We start from the raw sequence: 20064 nt of genomic DNA, 5'->3' as shown, positions 1-20064 counted from the left end.
CCCGGAGGGCTTCGATCCCACGGCCTGCGGTTCCGAAGACCGCCGCGATATCCTGACTACGCTACGGGCCCTGACCGTGTTAGGATTGCCCGCTATATCAATTCTGATCGAAATAGTAATGAACCCCGGCTCCAAATTACTGCTATATACCGTCATGCTCGGACTGCGGCAGATGTTCTGCGACCATTCTGATTCCTTTGCCTACCGCAGGTACGACGACTATGATTTTGTGGAATACTCGCGGTGCTCAAAATGCGGCAAAGTCCTGAAATCAATCCGGGGATTTGACGAGGACATACGGGGCTAGAGCCGCATGAACATCAGCTATCTTGCAATCCTGATAGTGATCTGGTGGGTCGGCGCAGGCGTCGCCACAGTCGCGCTGTTCCTGCCGGTGCTAGGCGACTATATCATCGTCGGCACGGCAGGGTGGGTCGTAGTGGCGGCGGCCACGGGCCTGATATTCTTTGAAATGAAGAGGATAAAGGCAGAGGATAAAAAGAAGGAAGAACTAAAGGGCTAACCCCTGGCTAGCCTTTTCCGCCCTGCTCTTCTATGACGACGAGCGTCACAGTCGACGTGATCCCCGGAATCTTGCGGATCTTGTTTGTGATCACGTGGTTCATCGACTCTGTGTTCTCCGACCTGACCTTGATAAAGATGTCGTGAACGCCGTAAGTGCCCCTGACCTCCTTGACGTCCGGGAGCTTGGAGATCTCGGAAATTATCTTTTCCTCGGAGCCAAGCGTGCAGTTCACGAGTATGTATGCTGTTGGCATATGGGGCAGAGGAGCTGGACAAAGTATTTAGGCTTTCCTAAAGCGGGAGCCTAAAAGCTTGAACAATTGCGCCCTGGCTGCATCTTTCTGCCGTGGTTGTGCAGCTGTTTTTGAAAATATGTGTGCTGCTTGCTGCCCTATTAGTACTGATTACAAGAACGGCCATATCCGTGGATAATTGAGAACATGATGATCATTGCTTCCTTGCCCTGATGAAAACCAGAGCCGCCGAGCCGCCTGCAGCTGCAGCTATCGCAAGCGCCACTGCCAGGGCATTTTGAGGGTCGCCGGCCACAAGCGGCGTGCCTGAATTGCCGATTGTGACCTGCTGGTCGCGGTCAGGCGCGTGGCAGTTGCCGGTGGCGACTTCCTGCTCTGTGCACCTTGCCTGTGCAGGGGCAACGATTACAGCGCCTGCAGCTGCGGAAAACAAGTATGCGGCTAGCAACAACAATGCTGCCGCTTTTGCAACAGAAGGAACCGCTTTCACCGGCTAGAATTGGTGACTGCAATATTTATCGGCTATGCGTGTGTGTGCATAGAACGGCCTTGTGCCCTGTTTTACTTTTTGGTGACTTCACGCCTGTCCGGCGCTATATAGTGCTCTGTCAGCTTGCGCGAGTAGCAGCTGCCGCATATCGGCCCCTGCATGTTCCACTCTGGCATGGGCTTGTACTTGAACGTCGTCAGGTCGGCGCCACACGAGGCGCACTTGCCAGCTGGCTTGGCCATAAAGCTGGCTTTTTTGCGCGTCAGGCGGAATAAAAGTCATTCCAAATTGCGCTTGACTAAAAGTCACTTGCAGTGCACTGCATGCGCTTGCGTCGCCTGTAAAAGGAATTAATATAGGTGGATGAGAAGTAAGGCCGGACAATGGTCAGACCCGGAGTAATCGCTTTTCCAGTCCTTCTCGTGCTCGGCGCAATCACCGGTTACATAGCATACGATCAGTTCATGGTAAAGCAGACGCCCCGGCCGGGCGACTTCTCCAACTCGCCCTACTACAAGCCGATAAACGAGTCTTCCGCCGCGTCGGCCAGCGGCAACAACAACAGCGGCGCTTCTGCCGGCGGCGAAGTCGACAAGTCCCAGTTCAAGAACGTAGTCACCATCAAAATCCCAAGCGGCGCGTCGGTGCAGGGCAACCCGGCATACGATCCAAACCCTGCGACTGCTGCGTCAGACGCCCTGATCACCTGGGTGAACGAGGACAGTGCGCCCCATACGGTCACCAGCGGCAAGGACGCAAACGAGGCCGATTACGGCTCGCTGTTTGACTCTGGCATCATGGAGCAGGGCCAGGAATTCAGCGTGCCTGCCTCAAAACTCGGCGCAGGCGAGCACCCGTACTTTTGCATCGTCCACCCGTACATGACAGGCACCATCACCGTCCAGTGACCAGCGCCGCCGGTAACAATAACCCTGATCACACGGTAAAACGGGTGTGAATATTGGAAATATAACGGCGTTAAGTCTAAATACCTATAAGATGACAGTCAGGAACGACACACAGACATGGCATTTCTGGAGATAAAAGACTTGCACGTCAGCATAGACGGCAAGCAGATACTAGATGGCCTCAACCTGAAGATCGACAAGGGCGAGGTGCACGCCATCATGGGCCCAAACGGCTCGGGCAAGAGCACCCTTGCAAACGCCATCATGGGCCACCCCAAGTACACGCTCGACTCGGGCGAGATAAGGGTCAAGGGCGAGCTGATAAACGACCTGTCCACGGATCTGCGGGCGCGCAAAGGACTGTTCCTGGGCTTCCAGTACCCGACAGAGATATCCGGCGTGGGCTACTCACACTTTCTGCGCAACGCCTACAACCAGCTCAACAAGTCGCTTGGCGAGGAGCAGAACCGCGAGGTCTTTCTTACTGTAAGGGAGTTCCACGAGTACGTGAAAAAGAACCTCGACGCGGTCGGCCTTGACCCGTCGTTCCTTGGCCGCTACCTCAACGAGGGGTTCTCCGGAGGCGAGAAAAAGCGCTCTGAAGTGATGCAGATGCTTGTGCTCAAGCCAAACATCGCCATACTTGACGAGCCGGACTCGGGGCTCGACATAGACGCCGTCAAGGCAGTCGCCGAGGCCATAAACAAGCTCATTGATACCGGCGCCGGCGTGCTCGTGATCACCCACTATGCGAGGATCCTGCGCTACCTGAAAAAGCTCGACTATGTGCACGTGGTGGCAAAGGGCAAGGTCATCAAGTCGGGCGGCAAAGAGCTGGCTGAGGAGCTAGAGACCAAGGGCTATGGCTGGCTCGGCCTTGAGGACAAGTAATAGCTAGATCACGTGGTGCTTGCCCTCGTTCAGCCGTTCCTGCTCTCTTGCCACTTCTTTCTCTTCTTCAGTTGTCCCGGGGCGCACTGCCCCGTGCATCTCTTTTTCGAGGTGCTGCATCCTGTCCCTGTCGGTCGTAAAGACGGCTCCGCACACCATGCACTGAAAGTCCGAGGCCGCTTCTGACAGGCGATCCAGGTTCTTGCCGCTCATATGCGTGTCTGAGCGATATTGGCAGCCATGAACTAAAAGACCTTGCAATGACGATGATGATGATGATGGCACCGTCCCGTCCTGCTAACATTAAATATGGTTGCGGCCGCCAGACAGTAGATGTCGTCGTCGGACGAACAAAAGCAGCAGCCCTCATCGTCGTCGTCATCGTCTCAGCCTGCACCTACATTTCTGAACTTTTCATTCTACAAAATAGACCCCAAGTGGCGCTGGCTTAATGAGATAGGCAAGGACGAAGCGGCCAAGGAATTTGCAAGCCTGATAGAGGTCGCAAACACCAAGATGAAGGTCCGGATGTACTCTACCCTAGGGCTGCGCGCCGACGCCGACTTTATGACCTGGTCAATCTCTGACACGCTTGAAAAGACGCAGGTGCTTGCGTCCAAGATATACACCACCGTGTTTGGCAAGTATATTACCCCGTCGCACGTCTTTATCTCTGCCAGCAGGCCGTCCGTGTATTCCAGCAAGGTGACGCCGGGGTTCATGACGGACGAAAAGCCGATGAAGTACGTCATAGTCTACCCGTTTGTAAAGACGAGGGAATGGTACCTCCTGCCATTTGAGGAGCGCAAAAAGATGATGGAGGAGCACATCGTGGTGGGCCGCAAGTTCCCACAGGTGCGCCTCAACACAACCTACTCGTTTGGCCTTGACGACCAGGATTTCATGCTCGCATTTGAAACCGAGGACCTGGCTGCCTTCCAGGAGCTTATAATGCAGCTGCGCGAGACGCAGGTGAGCCGCCACGTGGTGCGCGACACGCCGATGATAGTGTGCGTCAACAAGAGCCCCGAGGACATCATCAAGAGCCTGGGGTGACATCAATTGCACAACATGCAGGCGCTAAAAGAGTGGGCGGTCGTTTGCAGGGCCCTTGAAGAGGGACGCCAAGTGGTGCTGCTGAGAAAGGGCGGGATACTAGAGTTTCGCGACGGTTTTGAGGTCAAGCACGACCGCTTTTTGCTGTTCCCGACATACGAGCACCAGCTGAAGGAGCACCTGCAGCCCGATTATGCCGACAAGCTGGACGCCGTGCTCCGGGCGCAGCCGCCTGCGGGCATGAACGTGCTGACGAGCTATGCAGAAGCGCGGCGGGTAAAGGAGGTGCCCGCCAACGGCGACCCGTCCATGCTGAAAAGGCTTGAAAAATACCACATCTGGAGCGAAAGCTATGTTAATGCGAGGATGGCCTATAACCCCAAGAAGCCAATGAGCGTGATACTTGTGCGCGTGTATAAACTGGACAGCCCGATAACTGTATCAAGCAAGCCCGAGTGGGCAGGGTGCAAGTCGTGGATACCCGTAGATCTGGCGGCGTCAGGCCGGCCGGCTATAAGCGACTCTGCATTTGCAGAAATCGAATCCAAAGTAGCGGAGGTATTGAGGTAAGCAAAATGAAATACCGCAGACTGGGCAAGAGCGGCGTCAAGGTGAGCGAAATAGGCTTTGGCGCTTGGACGATAGGGCTCGACTGGTGGGGCAAAAAGATTGACGATGACGAGGCGATAAAGATGCTGAAAAAGGCGTACGACCTTGGCATCAACTTTTACGAGACGGCAGACATGTACGGCAAGGGCAAGAGCGAAAGGCTGATGGGCCAGGCGTTCAAGGGCATGCGCGACGAGGTCGTCTACTCTACGAAATGGGGGTACGACATGTACGGCGCCAAGGAGCAGGTAGGCCACGCAGAACTCCCGCAAAAGCACGACCCAGAATTCCTGAAATTTGCATTAAAGCAGAGCATGGAGCGCCTGCAGACCGACCACATCGACGTGTACAGCATGCACAACCCCAAGATGGATGCGATACAGAACGACGAGCTCTTTGCAGACCTAGACGCGCTTGTGAAAAACGGCACGATAAAGGGCCACGGGGTCGCGCTCGGGCCTGCCATAGGCTGGCGCGAAGAAGGGCTGTTCTCGATAACGAACCGCAACATCACCTGCCTGCAGACCGTGTACAACATACTGGAGCAGGACCCCGGCCGCGACCTGATGAAAGCAGCAGAGCAGCATGACGTCGGGATAATGGTGCGGGTGCCAGACGCTTCTGGGCTGTTGACGGGCAAGGTAACTGCCGACACAAAGTTTGACAGGAACGACCACCGCAGCTTCCGCAAGCAGGAGTTCATCAGGGAGGCGATGCAAAAGATAGAGAACATGAAGCCGCTTGCGTCGGGCAAGGGCTGGAACATCACCCAGCTTGCCATCAAGTTCATCCTGTCGCAGCCGGCCATCTCTGTCGTGCTGCCGACCATGGTGAGCGTCGAGGAGATAGAGCTGTTTGCCTCGATGTCGGACGGCAGCTACCTGAACGCTTCCGAGTCTGCCCAGCTGGAAGAGATGTACGAAAAGAACTTTTACGTCAAGCCTGTAGCCAGCAGCTAGACAAAGTACTTTACCCTTTCTTTCTTGAACTCGCGGGAACTGAAAAGTATCTTGTAGTCTGCGATGCCTGTCATCTTGGACATCTCTTCCGCTATCTTTTCAGCTGCGTCAAGCGTGCGGGCGTGCACCATCGAAAACACGTTGTACTTCCAGTCGGGGTACACGGGCCTCCTGTAGCAGTGGCTCACCTGCGGGTACGCCGCCAGTTTAAAGCCGATGTCGTCCACCTTGTCTTCAGGCACGTTCCAAACCACCATGCCGTTTGCCACAAAGCCGGCGTCGCGGTGGCGCAGGATCGCAGCATACCGCCGCATCAGGCCGCTTGCCTCGTATTCCCTGGCCTTTTCAAACAGCTGTGCAGTCGTGATGCCAAGGTTGCTTGCCATCTCTTTGAAAGGCTCCTTTGCCACTGGCAGGTCTTTCTGTAATTCGCGGATAAACTCTTTGTCTCGCTCGGTTATCTCTAGTTTTTCGGGGTTGAGCTCTCTAACTTCCTCGGTGGGCCGGGGCTTTTCGGCGTCCTCGTTTACCATGTCCAGCTTGACGCCGATCTTGTACATCTTGAGCGTGGGAAGCAGGCGGTATTTTTCCACGCCGTCAAGGGCCGCCATCCTGTCCAGCTCGGCTTTCATGTCTGCCTCCGGCGGCACTGCAAGCGTGAACCACATGTTGTACTCGTGGTTGCGCTCATAGTTGTGGCTGACGCCGGGGTGCTCGTTGACTTTTTCTGCGACGGCGTCCAGCCTGTCCGGCCTGACTGCAAACGCGATGAGCGCGCTCTTGTAGCCGAGCCTGCGCGTGTCGAAAATCGCGTTTATCTGGCGCACCAGCCCCATCGCTCTGAGGGAGCCGATCCTGCGCGTGACCTCGTCCTCTGACAGGCCGTGCTTTTTCCCAAGCTCCTCGTAGGGCCTGTCTGCAAGGGGAAAGACCCACTGGATGTCATTTAGCAGCTTGCGGTCGATCTCGTCCAGTTGCTGCTTTTGATGTTGTTGTTGCTGGTGGTCTTCTGCCTGCATCCTGTGGAAATTGCCGTTTATCCGTTAAAAACCTACCTGACCTCGGGCCTGGCAGCACGGCAAATAGAGTGAGACTCCTTGAACATGGTTCCACAATCCTTTATTTATAAAAAATACCATCGGCGTCCAGTGACGAAAGAGATATGGTGATGGGGATATGACCAGAAATGCAATCAAAGCCGTGGCCATGATGGCCATACTGGCGGCAGGCGCGCTCTCTATTGCCTCTTTAGGTGGAGCCAACGCATACGCCCAGCAAGGATATGGAAAGAAAAACTCGGAAAAAATGATGGCGACTGCCGCCGGCAGCAGCAACAATAGTAGCAGCAGCCGATACAACCAGGAAGGCAGGGCCAGCGGGCAGATAGCCAGCATACAAAACGACGAAAAGGGTCAGCCTGCATGGATCGCGTCTGTCCACTGGAGGCTGGGTCTTGCGCCTTCTGAGAACAACAATAATACCAACAACAATAATAATACTAACTCGCGTCCAGGAGCCAGTTTTCTTGCAAAATTCACGATGGTCAAGACGGACGGAACGTCCAAGCACATGCATACCATCTCTGACTTTGTCCTGACAAACATGTCCGACGACGGTAACACGACTACCCTCACCGGCAAGGCCACGATGACCATGAAGGACGGGCCGCAAAAGGACATCCCAGCAACAATCAAGATCCTGAACCACTCCGCCATCAGCATCATGCTCGACTCCAAGGTGAACTCTCACCTGGGCAACACGCCGCTGTACGGCACAGTCACTCGCACAAACAATGCCTACCATGAAAGGTCGCATGCAGGAGAAGGAGCGATGATGACGATGACTACAACGGCAACAGGAGGCAGCACCAATGCCACGGCAGCCGGCAACCAGACATCCTCATCATCGTCTCACAGGAATGAAAAGCCAGAGGGTGGCGAAAGGTACGGCCAGACAGGGCAGGAGCACGTGCCGGTAGATATTGTCTCAGGCGCCACAAACAAGGCAGACAAGGCGTACAGCCCAAGCCCGCTCACAGTCAAGGCCGGGACAGAAGTCACTTGGAGGAACAAGGACACCGCAGCACACACTGTGACTTCTGGCAAGAGCGGCAGCCCTGACGGCGTGTTTGACTCCAAGATCTTGGGGCCAAACAAGGAATTCGACTTCGAATTCAAAAACGCAGGCACGTTTGACTATTACTGCCAGCTCCATCCCACGATGGTTGGCAAGGTAATAGTCCAGTAGTGCGAAAAGAAAGAGTAGGAGTGAGTCGGCCAGTTTCTGACACGCTGGCTCTCCCTCCCCCTCTCTCCCCCTTCTTTCTCTTGTCTCTTTTTCATGCTCCTGGTAGTATTTTTGAAAGCAAGCCCTAAGAACATGTGCCGCCAATAAAGTGCATGGTAAAATGCAGCGAATGCGGAGCCGAGCTTCCCGAGGGGGCAAGGTTCTGCCCTGCCTGCGGCGCACAGGCGGGGGTGAAAAAGGACGTGTACCATGTTTCCGGAGAAGGGCTGGTCGGCAAGGTAAAGGAGATAGTTCACGATGCAAGCGTCAAGAGAATAGTGGTCAAGGACGAAGGCGGCAAGGTGCTGCTGTCGATTCCGGTTACATGGGGCGCGGCCGGCACCGTGGCCGTGCTAGCACTGGCACCCTGGCTTGCCGCGCTTGGGGTCATTGCCGGCATTGTCACGAAATGCACGGTGGAAGTCGAGCGGACTGGCAGCGATGCTGCTTCGGCCCCTGCAAAAAGTAGCTAGGGAGAAAGGAGGAAAGGAAAGGGGAGGAAGCAATACTCTAAATATCATCTGCTTCCGATCCATTCCGTATGGGCATAATCACGCTCCAGCTCGTGTGCGACACGTGCAAAAAGGTGGTACTCGAAAAGCCGGGCGAAAAGCACCTGCTTGATGAGCGTTTTCCTATAACCGAGGAGGAAGCCGAGGCGCTCGACAAAGAGCACCGCGGGCACGAGTGCCACATAGAAGCGGTGGAAAAGTTGCAGTAGGGGGATAATTACAAAGAGGCTGTGACTAGAGGCCGAGGCCGAACGAGTTTGCGACTTCTGCAAACTGCTGATACCTGCGCAGGTACTCCCTTCCCTGCTGTGTGATGACATAGATGCGCTGACCTTCTTCCAACCGCTCGTTCACCAGGCCTGCCTGAACCAGCTTGCCTGCTACTGCAGCAAGCTTCCCGTAGGACAGGTTTGCCTTTCTCAGCAGAGCGGTGAGGTTTACGCCTGTCACGCCGGACTCGTCGGTGATGCGCAGCACGTCGCCGACTATTTTGACGCTGTTGCGGTAGGGCGCCATATGACCTCATTTGACCCTGCCGGCGCTAATAAGGGTTACGTAGCACGGCTCTACAGCCCCACCATTGTTGGACTTTTATATAGCGGCAGAGCCCTACAAAAGAAAATGGGCAGTGGTAGCACGGGCGGCAACGACTACAACGATAACGATAACAATAACAGCAAGCCCATCGCCTGGACGAGTGACTTTATGGGCATCGGCTACCGCTACCACGATGTCTACATGAACGTCTTTCCGCTGTTCCCGGAAAAGATGCCTGCCTACAAGCTGTGGAAAAAGACGCTCGACTGGTGGCCGGACGACAAGATCAAGCTCACGTTTGTCGAGGAGGGCGACGGCAGCCACTACTGGTTCATACTGTACGGCGGATCCGAGTACAACGGCGACAACACCGGCTTTGTGAAAAGGGTCGAGATGTCGGAGAACTATAGGCGGTTCAAGGCAGGCTTTGAAAAGAGAGCCATGGTACGCTTTGGGATATACAAGGAAAAGGCCAACCCGAAAAAAGAAAAGGACGGCTCCATCAAGACCTATGACTTGGAAATACTGAAGAGGGCCAAGTACGTGTACGACGTGAGCTTTGTGAAAATGGAGGACCTGCAGCCTGACAGCGTCGAGTGGAAGTGCATACAAAAGCAACGGCAACAGCAGCAAGAAAAAAGCACCAATTGAAAAGTTTGCGTGCGTGCCGGACTGCTCTGACTGCTGCATATATCGCGAATATTACCCGACAAAAGAGTTTGGCAAGATAGGGGTGCTCCTGCTCCCCGAGGAAAAGGAGAAAATAGAGCAGCTTGCAAGGGAAAAGAACATTTCAATCAGGATACTGCCCCGCATAGCGGTCGGAAAAGTAAAGCCTGAAAGGGTGATAGCGTACCAGATGATGGGCGCAATGCCTAACGGAGATCTGTGCCCCTTCCTCGACAGGAAAAACAGGTCGCCTCACGGGGGCTTTGCATGCTCTATCTACAAGGACAGGCCGCTTGCCTGCAGCGCCTATCCTGTAATAGGCGTGGATGACGACAAGGCTGCTGCTGCAGCAATAATCGACCAGAACTGCCAGTTCTGCAAACAGCAACAACGGCAAGGAAAAAAGAGCAAACGCGCCACCGGCGGCAGGGCGAGCCTGGAAGGGATTGAAAAGGAGCTCGAATCGCTGGCAAGGATCAAGTCAAGCGTACAGGCAAATGCGGGCGAGCAGGTGTGGCGCTATGCAACCGCCACCGGCAGCGATGAATGCGAGGCGATGCTGCTTGAGGGCTGGGTGCTAGAGCGATGACCGTTTCGTGTACAAAACCGCGTCGCCCCTCCTCACCTTTGTAATCCTGCTTGCCGGTATCGTCTGGAAATTTTCAGACAGCGCCACGAACTCTTTCAGCGGAACTTCGACGATAGAGTCAAAATCGCGGTAGCTCACAAAATAGAGGGAGGGGTCGTCGTCAGCCGAGTGGAGCGCCCTGCTAAAGATCTCTTCAAGCCTGCCTTTTCTCATCTGCGTGTCTGTTGGTTCAGTCCGGCCTGTACTTCATCAGCCCGCCGGCCTCGACTATCTTGGCGATGAGTTCTGGGAATGGCTTCATGGAGTACTGCTCGCCCCCTTTTGTGATGTTGGTTATCTTGTTTTCTGCCAGGCTGATCTCTAGCTCGTCGCCATCTGCTATTTTTGCTACGGTCTCCTTGTCTATCTCTATCGGGAGCAGGTAGCCGCCGTCGACTGCGTTCCTGTAAAAGATCCTTGCAAACGTGGGCGCAAGTATCGCCCTGATGCCCGTCTGCGAAAGGGCTATGGGCGCGTGCTCCCTGCTAGAGCCGCAGCCAAAGTTGCTGCCCGCAAGCAGCAGGTCGCCCTGCTGGATCTTTTCTGGGAACTTGGGGTCGATGCCTTCCATCGCGTGTTTGGCAAGCTCTTTGTGGTCGTGTATCTTCAGATACGGGCCCGGTATGATTACGTCCGTGTCGATGTTGTCCCTGTCGTACTTGTGGACCTTGCCCCTAAGAATCTTGTTCAATTTGCTCTCACGTCCCTCGGGTCAGTTATCCTGCCCGTGATTGCCGACGCCGCCACCACTATCGGCGACGCAAGGTACGTCTGCGACTCGACGTGGCCCATCCTGCCTGGAAAGTTGCGGTTTGTAGTGCTGATGCAGACCTCGCCCTTGCCAAGCACGCCCATGTGCGCGCCGCAGCAGGCGCCGCAGGTGGGGGGCCCGACTATGGCGCCAGACTCCATGAATATCTCTATCAGCCCCTCCTTCATCGCCTTCATGTAGATTGACTGCGCCGCCGGCAACACTTCTGTCCTTATCTTGACCTTCTTGCCCTTCATTATTTTGGCAGCGGCGCGCAGGTCGTCCAGCTTGGCCCCCGTGCACGAGCCGATGTACGCCTTGTCAAGCTCTGTCGTCTGCAATTCTCTTGCAGCAGTGATGTTGCCCGGCGAGAACGGCTTGGCCACCGTCGGCTCCATCTTTTCCACCTCCACTGTGAACGTCTCTGAATAGCGTGCCCCCTCGTCGCCGTGCACGGGCGAATACTGGGCGTCGGTGCGCTCGCGCAGATACGCATACGTGGTTTCGTCAGGCTCGATTATGCCGTTCTTGGCGCCTGCCTCTGTCGTCATGTTTGTCAGCGTGAGGCGCTCCTCCATCGACAGCTTTTTGACCACGCTGCCTGCAAACTGCATCGCCTTGTAGTTGGCGCCGTCCGTGCCAATGTCGCCTATTATCTTTAGTATGATGTCCTTGGCCATGATGTGGTCGGGCTTGCTGCCCTCGACCTTGAACAGCATCGTCTCGGGCACCTTGAACCAGATCTGCCCGTGCATCAGGACGTATGCAACGTCGGTGTGCCCAAGCCCGGCGGCAAAAGCGCCCATCGCGCCGGTGGTGTTGGTGTGCGAGTCGCCGCCCACGTATATCTGGCCGGGCAGCACCATCGCCTCCTCGTGGGAGAGCGTGTGGCATATCCCGTACTGGCCGAGGCCGTACTTGAAGTGCTTCTTTATCCCGTATTTCCTAGTAAAGTTGGAGAGCGTGATGACGTTCTCTGCCGAGACGCGGTCTGCCGCCGGCACGAAATGATCTTCAGTCACCCACACCCTGTCTGCGTCCCATATCCTCTCCAGCTTTAGCCCCTTTTTCTCCCACTCTGAAAAGACCTTGATGACGCCGGGCCCCGACACGTCGTGCATCATCACCCTGTCGACCTTGGCAAACACCACGTCGCCGGGCGACACGCTCTGCTTGCCGGCGCCCCGGGCAAGGATCTTTTCAGTGATTGTCATTGCTGCTGCAGTCAAAAGATGCTGTACCTTGAGGAAGAGTCAGCTTTTGACGGATTAATACTTTTGGCGGGGCGGCGAAAGCCACAAAAGGCCCGGCGCGGATATCGTCACTGCTTGCCTTCATCATCGCTACCGTCGCAGTCGCCATTACTGCAGGTCTTTGCGATTGCAGTCCCAAAAAAGTGGGGCAGGTTCGACCTTGCCGATTCTCTGGAGTTTGATTTCCACGACGGCGACATACTGGTCGTGTCAAGCAAGTTCGTGGCAATGAGCGAGGGCAGGGTCGTCAAACTGGATTCAGTCACGCCAGGCGCAAGGGCCCGGCGTGCCGCAAAAAAATTCAAGATGGATGACCCGCGGCTTGCCCAGCTCGTGCTCGACGAGTCAGACGAGGTGGTGGGCGGCATAGCCGGCTTTATGCTCACCATCCGCAAGGGCATGATAGCGCCAAACGCTGGCATCGACAAGTCAAACGTGCCAGCCGGGTATGCAATCCTCTACCCAAAGGATCCGTTCAAGAGCGCCCGGGACCTGCGGCAAAAATTCAAAGAAAAGGGCCTCAACGTGGGCGTCGTCGTGGCAGACAGCAGGCTGATGCCGACGCGCAGAGGGACCACGGGGGTGGCGATAGCATGCGCCGGGTTTGAGCCCACTTCTGATGAGCGCGGCAAGCAGGACCTCTTTGGGAACAGGCTGCGCGTCACCTTCCGGGCAGTAGCAGACAGCCTTGCGACTGCGGGCGTGGCGGTAATGGGCGAAAGCAGCGAATCGACGCCTGCCGCAGTCGTGAGAGGGTTTCCAGTCTCGTGGACGGACAGAAAGCTCTCGTGGAAGGACCTGGCCGTGCCCTCAAAGATAGACATCTATTTGCAGGGCCTGAGGCGCAGCTACAAACAGTTTTAATAATGCTGCCTGCCACAGCTTGCCTGCAGAATACAAGAATGTCCGAGTTCCTGACCAGGTACCCGCGCACGAGTGTCGTCAGGGGTATGCGCTTGCTCATCGGGAGGGAAGAAGTGGAGCTTGACCACCTCAGCCTGATGGTCAGGACGAAAAAGGACGAGATAGTCAGGGCGCTGCTCTCCGAAGGTTTCAAGCTGGTCAAGCTGGAGAACAAAAAGCCAAAACAGATAGGCTGCGGGCTGGCCAAAAAGCTGGCCAAGCCGTGGGAGATGCACGTCAGGCTCTTTGACATGGAGCAGGGTCTCATAGCCATCCAGGCCGAAGTCGAGATATCCCGGCGCTACATCCAGCACATACGCTCTGTGAGGGCGCCTGTCATTTACGAGCTGGAGTCGATCCTGAAAAAGCACCAGATAGAGTACAAGATCTGGAACGCCAAGATACGCGCCTACATATCGAGGGTCATAGACAACCACGAGATAACTCTGCGCGCGCCTTCCATCCCGCCGATTTCATGGAAGCACATGATAGGCTACGCGTCGGCGCTCTCGGTCGTTTACCTGTTAAAGTTCGCCGGCGTCCTTTCGTAAAGGCTTTATTCCATCCCGCCCCTTTTGTAATCATAGTGGTCGCCAAAGAAGAACAAGAGGGGGCAGAAGTGCCAGCAGGTATTGCTGATACTACTGCCGTTGCTGCTCGCTGGGCAACTTTTCGCCACTACGGGGCGTCCCCGTGGGAGATCGAGACGCTCTACGACACGCTGGCAAGGTCTTTTGACGTGGACGACGCCGAGGTGGCCGCGGACGACCCGCAGTACGTGACGATGGTCGACATATCCTTCCCGCTGCCGTTTGGCGAGCCCTTTTTCCAGGAATTCACAATGGACAGCTGGCACAAGATCAAGGGCGTGCTAAAAGACATGAAGCGCCGCCGGGGGAAAAAGGGCGTCAAGACCTACGTCAAGTTCGCCGGCTTTGGAAACACCGCCATACCCGTGGTCTTCCCTCTGCTGTCAAGGGGCGACAGGCAGTACGAGATGGGCATCGAAAAGATAGAGTACCTGGTGGACATTGTGCCCCTGCAGCTAAAGACGGCGCCTGCCGGCGCCCAGGAGATCTTGTTCTCGTACGACGAGGCGACGTTCAAGTGGAGCCCCGGCGTGGCGCGGGTAGGCAACGACGCCGGCGCCAACCTCATCTTCAAGGGCAACGAGTGGGTCGAGCCCGCGCCAAAAAAGAACAGTGGTCCTGTTGTCTAGTAGTCAGTCCAGCTGGTTGACGACGCCCGAGTCGTGCAGGCCCCTGCTCAGCTCCTTGAACTTTTTGTCTAAAAATTCGAGCGACTCTGCCAGCTTTTTGGACTTGCCGTACTTGAACCGCACAAGCTCGCGGTGGCGCCAGTAGTGCTTGCCTGCTTCGGGGACGGAGAGCGTCGTGAAATAGTCGGGCCCCTTCAGGCCGTCGGGCAGCTTGACGCTGTGCGGGAAAACGTATTCAACTGAAAACCACTCGTCGCCGTCTGGGTAGTCGTTGCCAGTGGCAACGTCAAAGTAAATGTGCAAAATGCCGTCAAGGGTCAGGCCGTCCTCCTGTATGTTTGGGTGCTTGACGGAAGACTTGCGGTAATCCATCTTGAGCAGCTGGGGCTCAAAGTATGCCTTGATGATCGCGCGCCTAAAGATCTCGTTGGCTTCCTTAAGGTTCAAAGATATATACTATAACGGCAACGGTCTATTTTATAATCTTTTTAACCGCTCATTTGCAAAAATTGCAAATGCGCCTTGTGCAGGAAAAAGTTGATTGATTAATATAATGTGGGTGCTCTTTGCATGGCGCGGGCGGGGGTCGCCTAGCCTGGTAGGGCGTGGGATTGCTAATCCCATGTCCGCAAGGACCCGTGGGTTCAAATCCCACTCCCCGCGCCATCTTTATCTATAGCTAAACCGCTAGCGCGCGTTTCCAGTGGAAAATGGCGAAAATAATTGTTCTTTTATATCTCCTCTCTATCGAATGCGCAAAAGTGCGGCGGGAGAGAAAGAAATGCTGCTGCTTTTTTCCTCTAGCAATCAAATAACTGGCGTAAATCCACTCTGCCATCTCCTACAATCATCTTTTCTCTGTGGAAGTGGATCAGAAGGCTGTAGAAGTCCCGAGGAACTGCTCACTCCCCTTTGCCCGGAGCGCCTTTAGCGCGCCGCCCCACGCGATCACCTGGTCGAGCATGTGTTTAGTGCCTTTTCGTGGTATGCGGCAGAGGCTTGAACGCCTGTATGTTTTCAAAGTCGGTAAAGAGCGAGAGAGCGACCTGCGAGCGGACGTCTGCTACCTGCAGCTCGGCCATGACGAGGCGCAGATTCTCAACGGCCCTCACGCCGCCGGCGCCGCCATAGCCTACAAACCCTGCCGCCTTGTTGTTTCACTCTTTGTAGAGAGAGAAAGTCGATTGCGTTCTTTAGCGCGCCCGAAGTCGCATGGTTGTACTCTGGCGTCACAAACACGAACGCGTCGAACGAGTCGATCTTGGCCGCCCACCTTTTCGTGTGTTCCTTGGAGTACTGGCCCATCGACGGCGGGGCGGGCTCGTCGAGCAGCGGCAGATCATAGTCTTTGATGTTGACGACGTATTCAAACTCGGCGTCTGCGCGCCTTTTGCTTGCAATCTCGTACACCCACTTTGCCACGGCCTCGCCGTTGCGGCCGGGGCGGGTGCTCCCAATATGACGGTCACTCGCAGCATATTTGTGTATACGAGAAGCAGCGGCATCCAGAATTATCAAGACTTGCTGCTGATCCTTTGCACCGACAATCTGTAATTCTTTAAAGTTCAACTGCGCAGAAACAACCATGGCAAACTATGATGCTTTGAAGGCAAGCGTCGGCAAGAACGGCGAGGTGATGATCCGGATCGACACCGGCGAGGAGATAGAGCTGCACACGCACAACGTCCGGTTCGAGGACGGCACGAAAGAGATCGTCGTCGATGCAGGCACCAAGACCTACTGGATAGGCGCCGACAGGGTCTCCTACTACTGGATCCACAGAAAGGGCATAGAAAACGGCAAGGAGTAGCCTGATGAAGGAGGATAGACGCGCGCGCACATGAGCGACCCTGTAGAGCAGACGGAAAAGGAAGAGCGCCAGCCGCAGGAGGGCATAATGGAAGAAACCCTCAAGCCGTTCACCAAGTCAAAGACCGACAAGGAGTTTCAGGAGTGGGAGGTAGAGTCAACAAAGGACGGCTCGAACATTAGCTGACTGGCATCATCTCTGGACATGAGCTCTGTACATGCTGGTATTACGATCTTATGTACTTTGGATCAACTACTCTTTAATAAGCTGGCACGGAGAGACATCATTGGTATGCAACTGGGCATGCAGCCAACCGCCAAGCTAGCATTGACAAGGGCAAATCGTTATTGTTATTGTTATTGTCGTCGTCGCCTTCCGCTAGCCAAAGTCATGGCGGGCAGGGAGGCGAGGAAAAAGTAATGGTAGTAGATGCCCCCGGCAGGCCGCACAGGGAACACGTCCTGCTGCTCTGCAATGGCAGGGACGAGTGCGACGCCTGCGCCATGGAAATGCTCAACAGCGCGCTGCAGGACAGCCAGTTCTGCATCTATGCGTCCGTCCTTAACGGCAGGAAGGCCCACCTTGACACGGTGGCCGCCAATATACGCGACTACAGGCGCCACCTTGAAAACGGCGACCTGGTGGTGCTCGACTTCCAACCCTTTTACGAGTCAGCCCTTGCATACGACTTGGCACCCTTTGTGGGGCTGAAGGCGAGCATCGAGTCCGCCCTTGAAAAGAGGAAGGCACAGGATGCAGACGCCAGAACTCTCATCTTTGCAGAAGCGGCGGGCATGCTCTGCGCCCACGGCCACCTGGATGCAAGCTCGCGGCTTGAAAGCTGGTGGAACGACGTGCACGCCGGCTGGGTGCGGGACGGCCTTGACATCACCGTGGTGTGCCCGCACTTTATCGGCAATGGCACGGCAGCAGCTGCTGGCGCCGGCAACAGCATCATGGCGAGCCTGCACACGCTTGTAGTTGAGCTGATGAAGGAAAATAGAAAGAAGCCCCGCGTACTGATAGTGGAACCCGAGCCGGACATACGGTTTTCGTACAGGCGCTACCTGGCCTCGGCCGGGGTGGACGCCGTGATCGTGGGGAGCCTGGAGGAGTGCCTGTCAAAGCTGAGCGAGGCCGCCAGCCTATTTGACGTCATAATCATCGATTCGCACTTTCGCGACGGCTCGGCGATAGAGCTTGCGCGCAGGGTCAAGGAGGCGTCGCCGTGGCAGCGCATAGTCATCACGACCACCCTGCCCATGCAGCACATTGCGCCCAGCGCGCAGGACGCAGGCATCCCTCCAAAGGACGTGCTGATCAAGCCTTTCAGCCTCTCGTCGTTCCTGTCGGCGCTGGGCGCGCCCGGCAAAGACGGCCCTTAATAGTTCCTCTAATGCGATACTGACAAGAGCACGTTCCCCCCACCCCCGCACCTCCAAACCCTGCACCGCCATCTGCGATACCCTGCTACCCCGTCCTTGAAACCAAGCCCGTGTGCGGCATCATGGACTTTCACTACCGGCTTGTCCATAACCAGCAGTCCCGCGTCCCTGACGAAGTCATCATCCACGCCAAGATGCAGCGGTGCCCCGGCCCGCTTGCGCTTGGCGACCTTGTCTACACGACTACGCTCTTTCTTTCCCGGCGAAAAGGTCCGGCTGTTCACGACTGACAGGCGCACCCGCTTTACATTCGACAGCGCCTCCAAGGTGAGCTACCGCCACGAGCAGACGCAGGAGGAGCAGTACTACATGTCGAGCTGGTCCGATTTCATGTCTGACCTGACCGTCAAGGACCACGCCCGGTCTACCAACACCAACAGCGGCCACTTTGACACGCACGCCCACGCAAGCGGCGCGCTGCAGTCGTTCTTTGGCGGCCCTCGATAGACGTGAGCGGCAACTACAACTCGGAGTCGACGAGCGACTTTATGCGCGAGCTGAACGAGCACGCCCGGGCGTCGCACCGCCGCGCAGAGATGGTCACGCGCACCGCAAGCGCCGTGTCGGTGGGCGAGGTCCAGACGCGTACGCACGTCCAGAGCGAGTCGAGGACCACTTTGAGTCGTCGTCGCGCGAGTTCTCAAGCCCGGACAGGTGCCACGCCGTCACCTTCTACTTTTACCGTATCAACAAGATGCAGAGCATCAAGTTCCAGATAGAGTCGATGGAGCGGCGCGTCCTCGACCCTGCAGCTGACACGCGCGGATGACCAACAACCCGTTCTCGTCGAGGGGCTTTGTGTAGGCCACCCGTCGTCGGTGCTTGCGACGGACAAGAACCGCCTGAGCGTGGAGGCGATTGGCCGCAAGAGCTTTGCGAACAACCATGTGGCCGGCGCAGAACCCCGGCATCGCCACCGCGACGGCGTCGTTGCGCAGCCGGGTTTCATTGCAGTCGCAAGGGCCGTGCAGACAAACGTGCAGCAGCCGCTCGCAGAGTCGGCCCGCAGGGAGGCTCTTGAGGCAGTCGAAAAGCAGCTGGTGCCTGCCGGCCTGCTTGGGAGGATCGGAAACGAGCTCCGCATCTCGCCGGTCACGCAGAAAAAGTTCTCGTTCGAGCTGTCGTCGTCGCTCCCGACGCCGGGCATGTACGTCACCGGCTGCCTGGACCAGTGCAACATTTGTGAAAAAAGAGCTGATGGAGTCTATCGAGCTGGACATTGAGCGCAAAAAGCTTGAAAACGAGAAGCCAAAGAAAGAGATAGAGCTTTTGGAAAAGTCGCAGCAGTACCGCTGCTGCCCGCCTGGCGGCTTGCCGGATGCATAGCTAGCAGTAACTCTGGCCTGCAACAGTCTTGCAGCTCATGATTCCAGATCGGCTAAGTAGCCTGCACGCACAAAAATACCTGTATATATCGTAATGAGCACGGACGACCCGAAAAAGCGCGCCGAGATAGACGAGAACCGGGAGGAGAACGACGAGCTGCAAGACATCGAGCAGTTTGAGCGGTCAGAAGAGTTTGAAAACCAAGGGTTCGAGTACGGCGCGCCGCTGGATGACGATCCCGAGCACGCGTACAGCGAAGGCGAACACGACGAAGAGGCCGAGGGCGCTGTGGAGGAGTAAGAAAGAAAACAGCAAACTCTCCCTTCCTGCGCTGCCACGTCACAGGCAGAGTCCATCTGATGCCGCAGGGCTCTGTTTACTTTTTAAAGTCGACTGGCACCTTGTCAAACGCCTTGCGCAGGCCGCCGATAAAGCCCTTCTTTTTGGCCATCCTTTCTTCGACTTCCTTGTAGCAGTTGCCGCACAGCGCCCTGACGTTGACCGGCCTGTTGTCCTTCCTGTTGCCGTTGATGTTCTCAAAATGCGGCTCGACGCTTGGGCCGAACTTGGTCGAGCATTTCTGGCACCTGTTCCTCGCCCTTTCAAGCACGGTCTGCCTGATAGCCATTGTCAGGTGCTCGTATTTCTTGCGGTCAAAGCTCGGGCCCGTGCCCCCCGGAGGACCAAAGAACGACATGTTGTATGTACAAAAAAATGGATGCGCGTGCCCGGAATTAACTCTTGCGCTCCAAGGCGCTGTATCGTTTGCGTCGATTAAAGAAAAGTGAGATAAAGGTCGCCTGACGACAATGCTACAGCACCTGCTTTGCACTTCTTCTCACCCTGAATTGTAATCCGCTTTAGGCAGCGATATCCTAACGGGAACCTTACGGCCCATTAACGTTAGCGTCTGAGAATAGACTTCCAAGCTCAAGCATTGATTTACCGGTAAAAACGAGCGTAAATCCAACCCATCCACCCGCACCATCTCTTTGTACACGAACCGCTAGCGCGCGTTTCCAGTGGAAAACGG

General features: G+C 56.0%; 37 protein-coding genes and 1 tRNA gene. 24 read left to right on the top strand and 14 right to left on the bottom strand.

The genetic code is table 11. The features are described 5' to 3' along the window. Together WKI84_RS10705 and WKI84_RS10700 are read left to right on the top strand one after the other, a co-directional pair. Positions 1 to 307: hypothetical protein (locus tag WKI84_RS10705; RefSeq protein ID WP_337863544.1), on the top strand; the 307-nt coding region annotated here is incomplete at its 5' end. A 6-nt stretch (positions 308 to 313) separates the two neighbouring features. Then, positions 314 to 523: a hypothetical protein gene (locus WKI84_RS10700; protein WP_337863543.1), complete on the top strand. Its 210-nt coding sequence runs from the start codon at positions 314 to 316 to the stop codon at positions 521 to 523. Positions 524 to 530: 7 nt separating this feature from the next. Here the strand turns inward: WKI84_RS10700 and WKI84_RS10695 are convergent, their stop codons facing one another. From WKI84_RS10695 to WKI84_RS10685, 3 genes are all read right to left on the bottom strand, one after another. Further along, positions 531 to 779, bottom strand: coding sequence for an Lrp/AsnC ligand binding domain-containing protein (locus WKI84_RS10695; RefSeq protein ID WP_337863542.1), 249 nt, complete (start codon positions 777 to 779; stop codon positions 531 to 533). Positions 780 to 972: 193 nt separating this feature from the next. Continuing rightward, positions 973 to 1212 carry a hypothetical protein gene (locus tag WKI84_RS10690; RefSeq protein ID WP_337863541.1) on the bottom strand — a complete coding sequence of 80 codons (240 nt, stop codon included), beginning with the start codon at positions 1210 to 1212 and terminating at the stop codon, positions 973 to 975. A 128-nt stretch (positions 1213 to 1340) separates the two neighbouring features. Beyond that, positions 1341 to 1511 carry a hypothetical protein gene (locus WKI84_RS10685; RefSeq protein ID WP_337863540.1) on the bottom strand — a complete coding sequence of 57 codons (171 nt, stop codon included), beginning with the start codon at positions 1509 to 1511 and terminating at the stop codon, positions 1341 to 1343. A 141-nt stretch (positions 1512 to 1652) separates the two neighbouring features. Here WKI84_RS10685 and WKI84_RS10680 point away from each other — a divergent pair, with 141 nt between their 5' ends. Continuing rightward, positions 1653 to 2177: a plastocyanin/azurin family copper-binding protein gene (locus tag WKI84_RS10680; RefSeq protein ID WP_337863539.1), complete on the top strand. Its 525-nt coding sequence runs from the start codon at positions 1653 to 1655 to the stop codon at positions 2175 to 2177. Between the two features lie 117 nt (positions 2178 to 2294). After that, positions 2295 to 3068: a Fe-S cluster assembly ATPase SufC gene (gene sufC / locus WKI84_RS10675; RefSeq protein ID WP_337863538.1), complete on the top strand. Its 774-nt coding sequence runs from the start codon at positions 2295 to 2297 to the stop codon at positions 3066 to 3068. A 3-nt stretch (positions 3069 to 3071) separates the two neighbouring features. Here the strand turns inward: sufC and WKI84_RS10670 are convergent, their stop codons facing one another. Then, positions 3072 to 3281 (bottom strand): hypothetical protein, encoded by a 210-nt coding sequence (locus WKI84_RS10670; protein ID WP_337863537.1) that lies wholly within the window; start codon positions 3279 to 3281, stop codon positions 3072 to 3074. Positions 3282 to 3401: 120 nt separating this feature from the next. On the opposite strand from WKI84_RS10670, the gene WKI84_RS10665 reads away from it, so the two are divergent. From WKI84_RS10665 to WKI84_RS10655, 3 genes are read left to right on the top strand one after another with little or no spacing between them, the layout of a single operon-like run. Beyond that, positions 3402 to 4124: a chlorite dismutase family protein gene (locus tag WKI84_RS10665; RefSeq protein WP_337863536.1), complete on the top strand. Its 723-nt coding sequence runs from the start codon at positions 3402 to 3404 to the stop codon at positions 4122 to 4124. A 15-nt stretch (positions 4125 to 4139) separates the two neighbouring features. After that, positions 4140 to 4694: a DUF1802 family protein gene (locus WKI84_RS10660; protein WP_337863545.1), complete on the top strand. Its 555-nt coding sequence runs from the start codon at positions 4140 to 4142 to the stop codon at positions 4692 to 4694. Between the two features lie 5 nt (positions 4695 to 4699). Beyond that, positions 4700 to 5692, top strand: coding sequence for an aldo/keto reductase (locus WKI84_RS10655; RefSeq protein ID WP_337863535.1), 993 nt, complete (start codon positions 4700 to 4702; stop codon positions 5690 to 5692). Here WKI84_RS10655 and WKI84_RS10650 read toward each other — a convergent pair. Then, a complete protein-coding gene (locus WKI84_RS10650) occupies positions 5689 to 6711 on the bottom strand; it encodes an AsnC family transcriptional regulator (protein ID WP_337863534.1) in 1023 nt (340 codons plus the stop codon). The two genes, WKI84_RS10655 and WKI84_RS10650, sit on opposite strands and share 4 nt — an antisense overlap. 157 nt (positions 6712 to 6868) lie before the next feature. Between WKI84_RS10650 and WKI84_RS10645 the strand changes: the two genes are divergently transcribed. The 3 genes from WKI84_RS10645 (at position 6869) to WKI84_RS10635 (ending at position 8699) form a co-directional block, all read left to right on the top strand. Continuing rightward, the gene (locus tag WKI84_RS10645; protein ID WP_337863533.1) at positions 6869 to 7939 is read left to right on the top strand and encodes a cupredoxin family copper-binding protein; all 1071 of its coding nucleotides are present in this window, start codon (positions 6869 to 6871) and stop codon (positions 7937 to 7939) included. Between the two features lie 152 nt (positions 7940 to 8091). Beyond that, positions 8092 to 8451 carry a DUF4342 domain-containing protein gene (locus WKI84_RS10640; protein ID WP_337863532.1) on the top strand — a complete coding sequence of 120 codons (360 nt, stop codon included), beginning with the start codon at positions 8092 to 8094 and terminating at the stop codon, positions 8449 to 8451. Between the two features lie 68 nt (positions 8452 to 8519). Beyond that, positions 8520 to 8699 carry a hypothetical protein gene (locus tag WKI84_RS10635; protein ID WP_337863531.1) on the top strand — a complete coding sequence of 60 codons (180 nt, stop codon included), beginning with the start codon at positions 8520 to 8522 and terminating at the stop codon, positions 8697 to 8699. 25 nt (positions 8700 to 8724) lie between these two features. Here the strand turns inward: WKI84_RS10635 and WKI84_RS10630 are convergent, their stop codons facing one another. Next, positions 8725 to 9006, bottom strand: a complete 282-nt coding sequence (locus WKI84_RS10630; RefSeq protein ID WP_337863530.1) for a winged helix-turn-helix domain-containing protein — start codon at positions 9004 to 9006, stop codon at positions 8725 to 8727. Positions 9007 to 9111: 105 nt separating this feature from the next. On the opposite strand from WKI84_RS10630, the gene WKI84_RS10625 reads away from it, so the two are divergent. Then, positions 9112 to 9678 carry a hypothetical protein gene (locus tag WKI84_RS10625; protein ID WP_337863529.1) on the top strand — a complete coding sequence of 189 codons (567 nt, stop codon included), beginning with the start codon at positions 9112 to 9114 and terminating at the stop codon, positions 9676 to 9678. Between the two features lie 13 nt (positions 9679 to 9691). Continuing rightward, positions 9692 to 10285 (top strand): YkgJ family cysteine cluster protein, encoded by a 594-nt coding sequence (locus tag WKI84_RS10620; RefSeq protein ID WP_337863528.1) that lies wholly within the window; start codon positions 9692 to 9694, stop codon positions 10283 to 10285. On the opposite strand, the gene WKI84_RS10615 is transcribed toward WKI84_RS10620, so the two are convergent. Genes WKI84_RS10615 through WKI84_RS10605 form a run of 3 tightly spaced genes read right to left on the bottom strand, consistent with a single transcriptional unit; the run spans position 10274 to position 12304 of the window. Beyond that, entirely contained in the window at positions 10274 to 10498 is a 225-nt protein-coding gene (locus tag WKI84_RS10615) for a DUF504 domain-containing protein (protein WP_337863527.1), read from the bottom strand. The two genes, WKI84_RS10620 and WKI84_RS10615, sit on opposite strands and share 12 nt — an antisense overlap. 16 nt (positions 10499 to 10514) lie before the next feature. Further along, a complete protein-coding gene (leuD, locus tag WKI84_RS10610) occupies positions 10515 to 11015 on the bottom strand; it encodes a 3-isopropylmalate dehydratase small subunit (protein WP_337863526.1) in 501 nt (166 codons plus the stop codon). Next, positions 11012 to 12304 carry a 3-isopropylmalate dehydratase large subunit gene (locus WKI84_RS10605; RefSeq protein ID WP_337863525.1) on the bottom strand — a complete coding sequence of 431 codons (1293 nt, stop codon included), beginning with the start codon at positions 12302 to 12304 and terminating at the stop codon, positions 11012 to 11014. Before WKI84_RS10605 ends, leuD begins: the two co-directional genes overlap by 4 nt. A 99-nt stretch (positions 12305 to 12403) precedes the next feature. On the opposite strand from WKI84_RS10605, the gene cofE reads away from it, so the two are divergent. The 3 genes from cofE to WKI84_RS10590 are packed head-to-tail and all read left to right on the top strand — an operon-like array spanning position 12404 to position 14450. Continuing rightward, the gene (gene cofE, locus WKI84_RS10600; protein ID WP_337863524.1) at positions 12404 to 13192 is read left to right on the top strand and encodes a coenzyme F420-0:L-glutamate ligase; all 789 of its coding nucleotides are present in this window, start codon (positions 12404 to 12406) and stop codon (positions 13190 to 13192) included. A gap of 38 nt (positions 13193 to 13230) precedes the next feature. After that, positions 13231 to 13782, top strand: coding sequence for a hypothetical protein (locus WKI84_RS10595; RefSeq protein WP_337863523.1), 552 nt, complete (start codon positions 13231 to 13233; stop codon positions 13780 to 13782). 35 nt (positions 13783 to 13817) lie between these two features. Continuing rightward, the gene (locus WKI84_RS10590; RefSeq protein ID WP_337863522.1) at positions 13818 to 14450 is read left to right on the top strand and encodes a hypothetical protein; all 633 of its coding nucleotides are present in this window, start codon (positions 13818 to 13820) and stop codon (positions 14448 to 14450) included. Between the two features lie 3 nt (positions 14451 to 14453). On the opposite strand, the gene WKI84_RS10585 is transcribed toward WKI84_RS10590, so the two are convergent. Next, positions 14454 to 14897, bottom strand: coding sequence for a hypothetical protein (locus tag WKI84_RS10585; protein ID WP_337863521.1), 444 nt, complete (start codon positions 14895 to 14897; stop codon positions 14454 to 14456). Between the two features lie 132 nt (positions 14898 to 15029). Between WKI84_RS10585 and WKI84_RS10580 the strand changes: the two genes are divergently transcribed. After that, positions 15030 to 15116: transfer RNA gene (locus tag WKI84_RS10580), tRNA-Ser, on the top strand. Positions 15117 to 15418: 302 nt separating this feature from the next. Here the strand turns inward: WKI84_RS10580 and WKI84_RS10575 are convergent. Both WKI84_RS10575 and WKI84_RS10570 read right to left on the bottom strand, forming a co-directional pair. Continuing rightward, positions 15419 to 15562, bottom strand: coding sequence for a hypothetical protein (locus tag WKI84_RS10575; RefSeq protein ID WP_337863520.1), 144 nt, complete (start codon positions 15560 to 15562; stop codon positions 15419 to 15421). Next, entirely contained in the window at positions 15549 to 15872 is a 324-nt protein-coding gene (locus WKI84_RS10570; protein WP_337863519.1) for an NAD(P)H-dependent oxidoreductase, read from the bottom strand. The genes WKI84_RS10575 and WKI84_RS10570 overlap by 14 nt, the downstream gene beginning before the upstream one ends. Before the next feature lie 163 nt (positions 15873 to 16035). Between WKI84_RS10570 and WKI84_RS10565 the strand changes: the two genes are divergently transcribed. The 5 genes from WKI84_RS10565 to WKI84_RS10545 all read left to right on the top strand — a co-directional run bounded on the left by WKI84_RS10565 (position 16036) and on the right by WKI84_RS10545 (position 18152). After that, entirely contained in the window at positions 16036 to 16260 is a 225-nt protein-coding gene (locus WKI84_RS10565; RefSeq protein WP_337863518.1) for a hypothetical protein, read from the top strand. A gap of 30 nt (positions 16261 to 16290) precedes the next feature. Beyond that, a complete protein-coding gene (locus WKI84_RS10560; protein WP_337863517.1) occupies positions 16291 to 16446 on the top strand; it encodes a hypothetical protein in 156 nt (51 codons plus the stop codon). Positions 16447 to 16679: 233 nt separating this feature from the next. Continuing rightward, complete coding sequence (locus tag WKI84_RS10555; protein WP_337863516.1) at positions 16680 to 17645, top strand: response regulator; 966 nt, start codon at positions 16680 to 16682, stop codon at positions 17643 to 17645. A 110-nt stretch (positions 17646 to 17755) separates the two neighbouring features. Then, the gene (locus tag WKI84_RS10550) at positions 17756 to 17935 is read left to right on the top strand and encodes a hypothetical protein (RefSeq protein ID WP_337863515.1); all 180 of its coding nucleotides are present in this window, start codon (positions 17756 to 17758) and stop codon (positions 17933 to 17935) included. Further along, positions 17877 to 18152, top strand: coding sequence for a hypothetical protein (locus WKI84_RS10545; protein WP_337863514.1), 276 nt, complete (start codon positions 17877 to 17879; stop codon positions 18150 to 18152). Before WKI84_RS10550 ends, WKI84_RS10545 begins: the two co-directional genes overlap by 59 nt. A gap of 13 nt (positions 18153 to 18165) precedes the next feature. On the opposite strand, the gene WKI84_RS10540 is transcribed toward WKI84_RS10545, so the two are convergent. Beyond that, positions 18166 to 18321: a hypothetical protein gene (locus WKI84_RS10540; RefSeq protein ID WP_337863513.1), complete on the bottom strand. Its 156-nt coding sequence runs from the start codon at positions 18319 to 18321 to the stop codon at positions 18166 to 18168. Positions 18322 to 18523: 202 nt separating this feature from the next. Here WKI84_RS10540 and WKI84_RS10535 point away from each other — a divergent pair, with 202 nt between their 5' ends. The 3 genes from WKI84_RS10535 to WKI84_RS10525 all read left to right on the top strand — a co-directional run bounded on the left by WKI84_RS10535 (position 18524) and on the right by WKI84_RS10525 (position 19331). Further along, positions 18524 to 18928: a hypothetical protein gene (locus WKI84_RS10535; RefSeq protein WP_337863512.1), complete on the top strand. Its 405-nt coding sequence runs from the start codon at positions 18524 to 18526 to the stop codon at positions 18926 to 18928. Continuing rightward, entirely contained in the window at positions 18903 to 19031 is a 129-nt protein-coding gene (locus WKI84_RS10530) for a hypothetical protein (protein ID WP_337863511.1), read from the top strand. The genes WKI84_RS10535 and WKI84_RS10530 overlap by 26 nt, the downstream gene beginning before the upstream one ends. Positions 19032 to 19124: 93 nt before the next feature. After that, positions 19125 to 19331, top strand: coding sequence for a hypothetical protein (locus WKI84_RS10525; RefSeq protein WP_337863510.1), 207 nt, complete (start codon positions 19125 to 19127; stop codon positions 19329 to 19331). 76 nt (positions 19332 to 19407) lie between these two features. On the opposite strand, the gene WKI84_RS10520 is transcribed toward WKI84_RS10525, so the two are convergent. Then, positions 19408 to 19728: a hypothetical protein gene (locus WKI84_RS10520; protein WP_337863509.1), complete on the bottom strand. Its 321-nt coding sequence runs from the start codon at positions 19726 to 19728 to the stop codon at positions 19408 to 19410. Positions 19729 to 20064: the final 336 nt, after the last annotated feature.

It is taken from the genome of Nitrososphaera sp., from assembly GCF_037447015.1.
GTDB lineage: Archaea > Thermoproteota > Nitrososphaeria > Nitrososphaerales > Nitrososphaeraceae > Nitrososphaera.
The sequence above is the reverse complement of the archived record's forward strand: the minus strand, read 5'-3'. Positions and strand labels throughout refer to the sequence as shown.

Excerpts from the sequence above, each read along its gene's own strand:
- WKI84_RS10700 (WP_337863543.1), top strand. The coding sequence starts at position 314 with ATGAACATCAGCTATCTTGCAATCCTGATAGTGATCTGGTGGGTCGGC.
- WKI84_RS10695 (WP_337863542.1), bottom strand. The coding sequence starts at position 779 with ATGCCAACAGCATACATACTCGTGAACTGCACGCTTGGCTCCGAGGAA.
- WKI84_RS10685 (WP_337863540.1), bottom strand. The coding sequence starts at position 1,511 with ATGGCCAAGCCAGCTGGCAAGTGCGCCTCGTGTGGCGCCGACCTGACG.
- WKI84_RS10680 (WP_337863539.1), top strand. The coding sequence starts at position 1,653 with ATGGTCAGACCCGGAGTAATCGCTTTTCCAGTCCTTCTCGTGCTCGGC.
- sufC (WP_337863538.1), top strand. The coding sequence starts at position 2,295 with ATGGCATTTCTGGAGATAAAAGACTTGCACGTCAGCATAGACGGCAAG.
- WKI84_RS10670 (WP_337863537.1), bottom strand. The coding sequence starts at position 3,281 with ATGAGCGGCAAGAACCTGGATCGCCTGTCAGAAGCGGCCTCGGACTTT.
- WKI84_RS10665 (WP_337863536.1), top strand. The coding sequence starts at position 3,402 with ATGTCGTCGTCGGACGAACAAAAGCAGCAGCCCTCATCGTCGTCGTCA.
- WKI84_RS10660 (WP_337863545.1), top strand. The coding sequence starts at position 4,140 with ATGCAGGCGCTAAAAGAGTGGGCGGTCGTTTGCAGGGCCCTTGAAGAG.
- WKI84_RS10655 (WP_337863535.1), top strand. The coding sequence starts at position 4,700 with ATGAAATACCGCAGACTGGGCAAGAGCGGCGTCAAGGTGAGCGAAATA.
- WKI84_RS10650 (WP_337863534.1), bottom strand. The coding sequence starts at position 6,711 with ATGCAGGCAGAAGACCACCAGCAACAACAACATCAAAAGCAGCAACTG.
- WKI84_RS10645 (WP_337863533.1), top strand. The coding sequence starts at position 6,869 with ATGACCAGAAATGCAATCAAAGCCGTGGCCATGATGGCCATACTGGCG.
- WKI84_RS10640 (WP_337863532.1), top strand. The coding sequence starts at position 8,092 with ATGGTAAAATGCAGCGAATGCGGAGCCGAGCTTCCCGAGGGGGCAAGG.
- WKI84_RS10635 (WP_337863531.1), top strand. The coding sequence starts at position 8,520 with ATGGGCATAATCACGCTCCAGCTCGTGTGCGACACGTGCAAAAAGGTG.
- WKI84_RS10630 (WP_337863530.1), bottom strand. The coding sequence starts at position 9,006 with ATGGCGCCCTACCGCAACAGCGTCAAAATAGTCGGCGACGTGCTGCGC.
- WKI84_RS10625 (WP_337863529.1), top strand. The coding sequence starts at position 9,112 with ATGGGCAGTGGTAGCACGGGCGGCAACGACTACAACGATAACGATAAC.
- WKI84_RS10615 (WP_337863527.1), bottom strand. The coding sequence starts at position 10,498 with ATGAGAAAAGGCAGGCTTGAAGAGATCTTTAGCAGGGCGCTCCACTCG.
- WKI84_RS10595 (WP_337863523.1), top strand. The coding sequence starts at position 13,231 with ATGTCCGAGTTCCTGACCAGGTACCCGCGCACGAGTGTCGTCAGGGGT.
- WKI84_RS10565 (WP_337863518.1), top strand. The coding sequence starts at position 16,036 with ATGGCAAACTATGATGCTTTGAAGGCAAGCGTCGGCAAGAACGGCGAG.
- WKI84_RS10560 (WP_337863517.1), top strand. The coding sequence starts at position 16,291 with ATGAGCGACCCTGTAGAGCAGACGGAAAAGGAAGAGCGCCAGCCGCAG.
- WKI84_RS10555 (WP_337863516.1), top strand. The coding sequence starts at position 16,680 with ATGGTAGTAGATGCCCCCGGCAGGCCGCACAGGGAACACGTCCTGCTG.
- WKI84_RS10530 (WP_337863511.1), top strand. The coding sequence starts at position 18,903 with ATGGAGTCTATCGAGCTGGACATTGAGCGCAAAAAGCTTGAAAACGAG.
- WKI84_RS10525 (WP_337863510.1), top strand. The coding sequence starts at position 19,125 with ATGAGCACGGACGACCCGAAAAAGCGCGCCGAGATAGACGAGAACCGG.
- WKI84_RS10520 (WP_337863509.1), bottom strand. The coding sequence starts at position 19,728 with ATGTCGTTCTTTGGTCCTCCGGGGGGCACGGGCCCGAGCTTTGACCGC.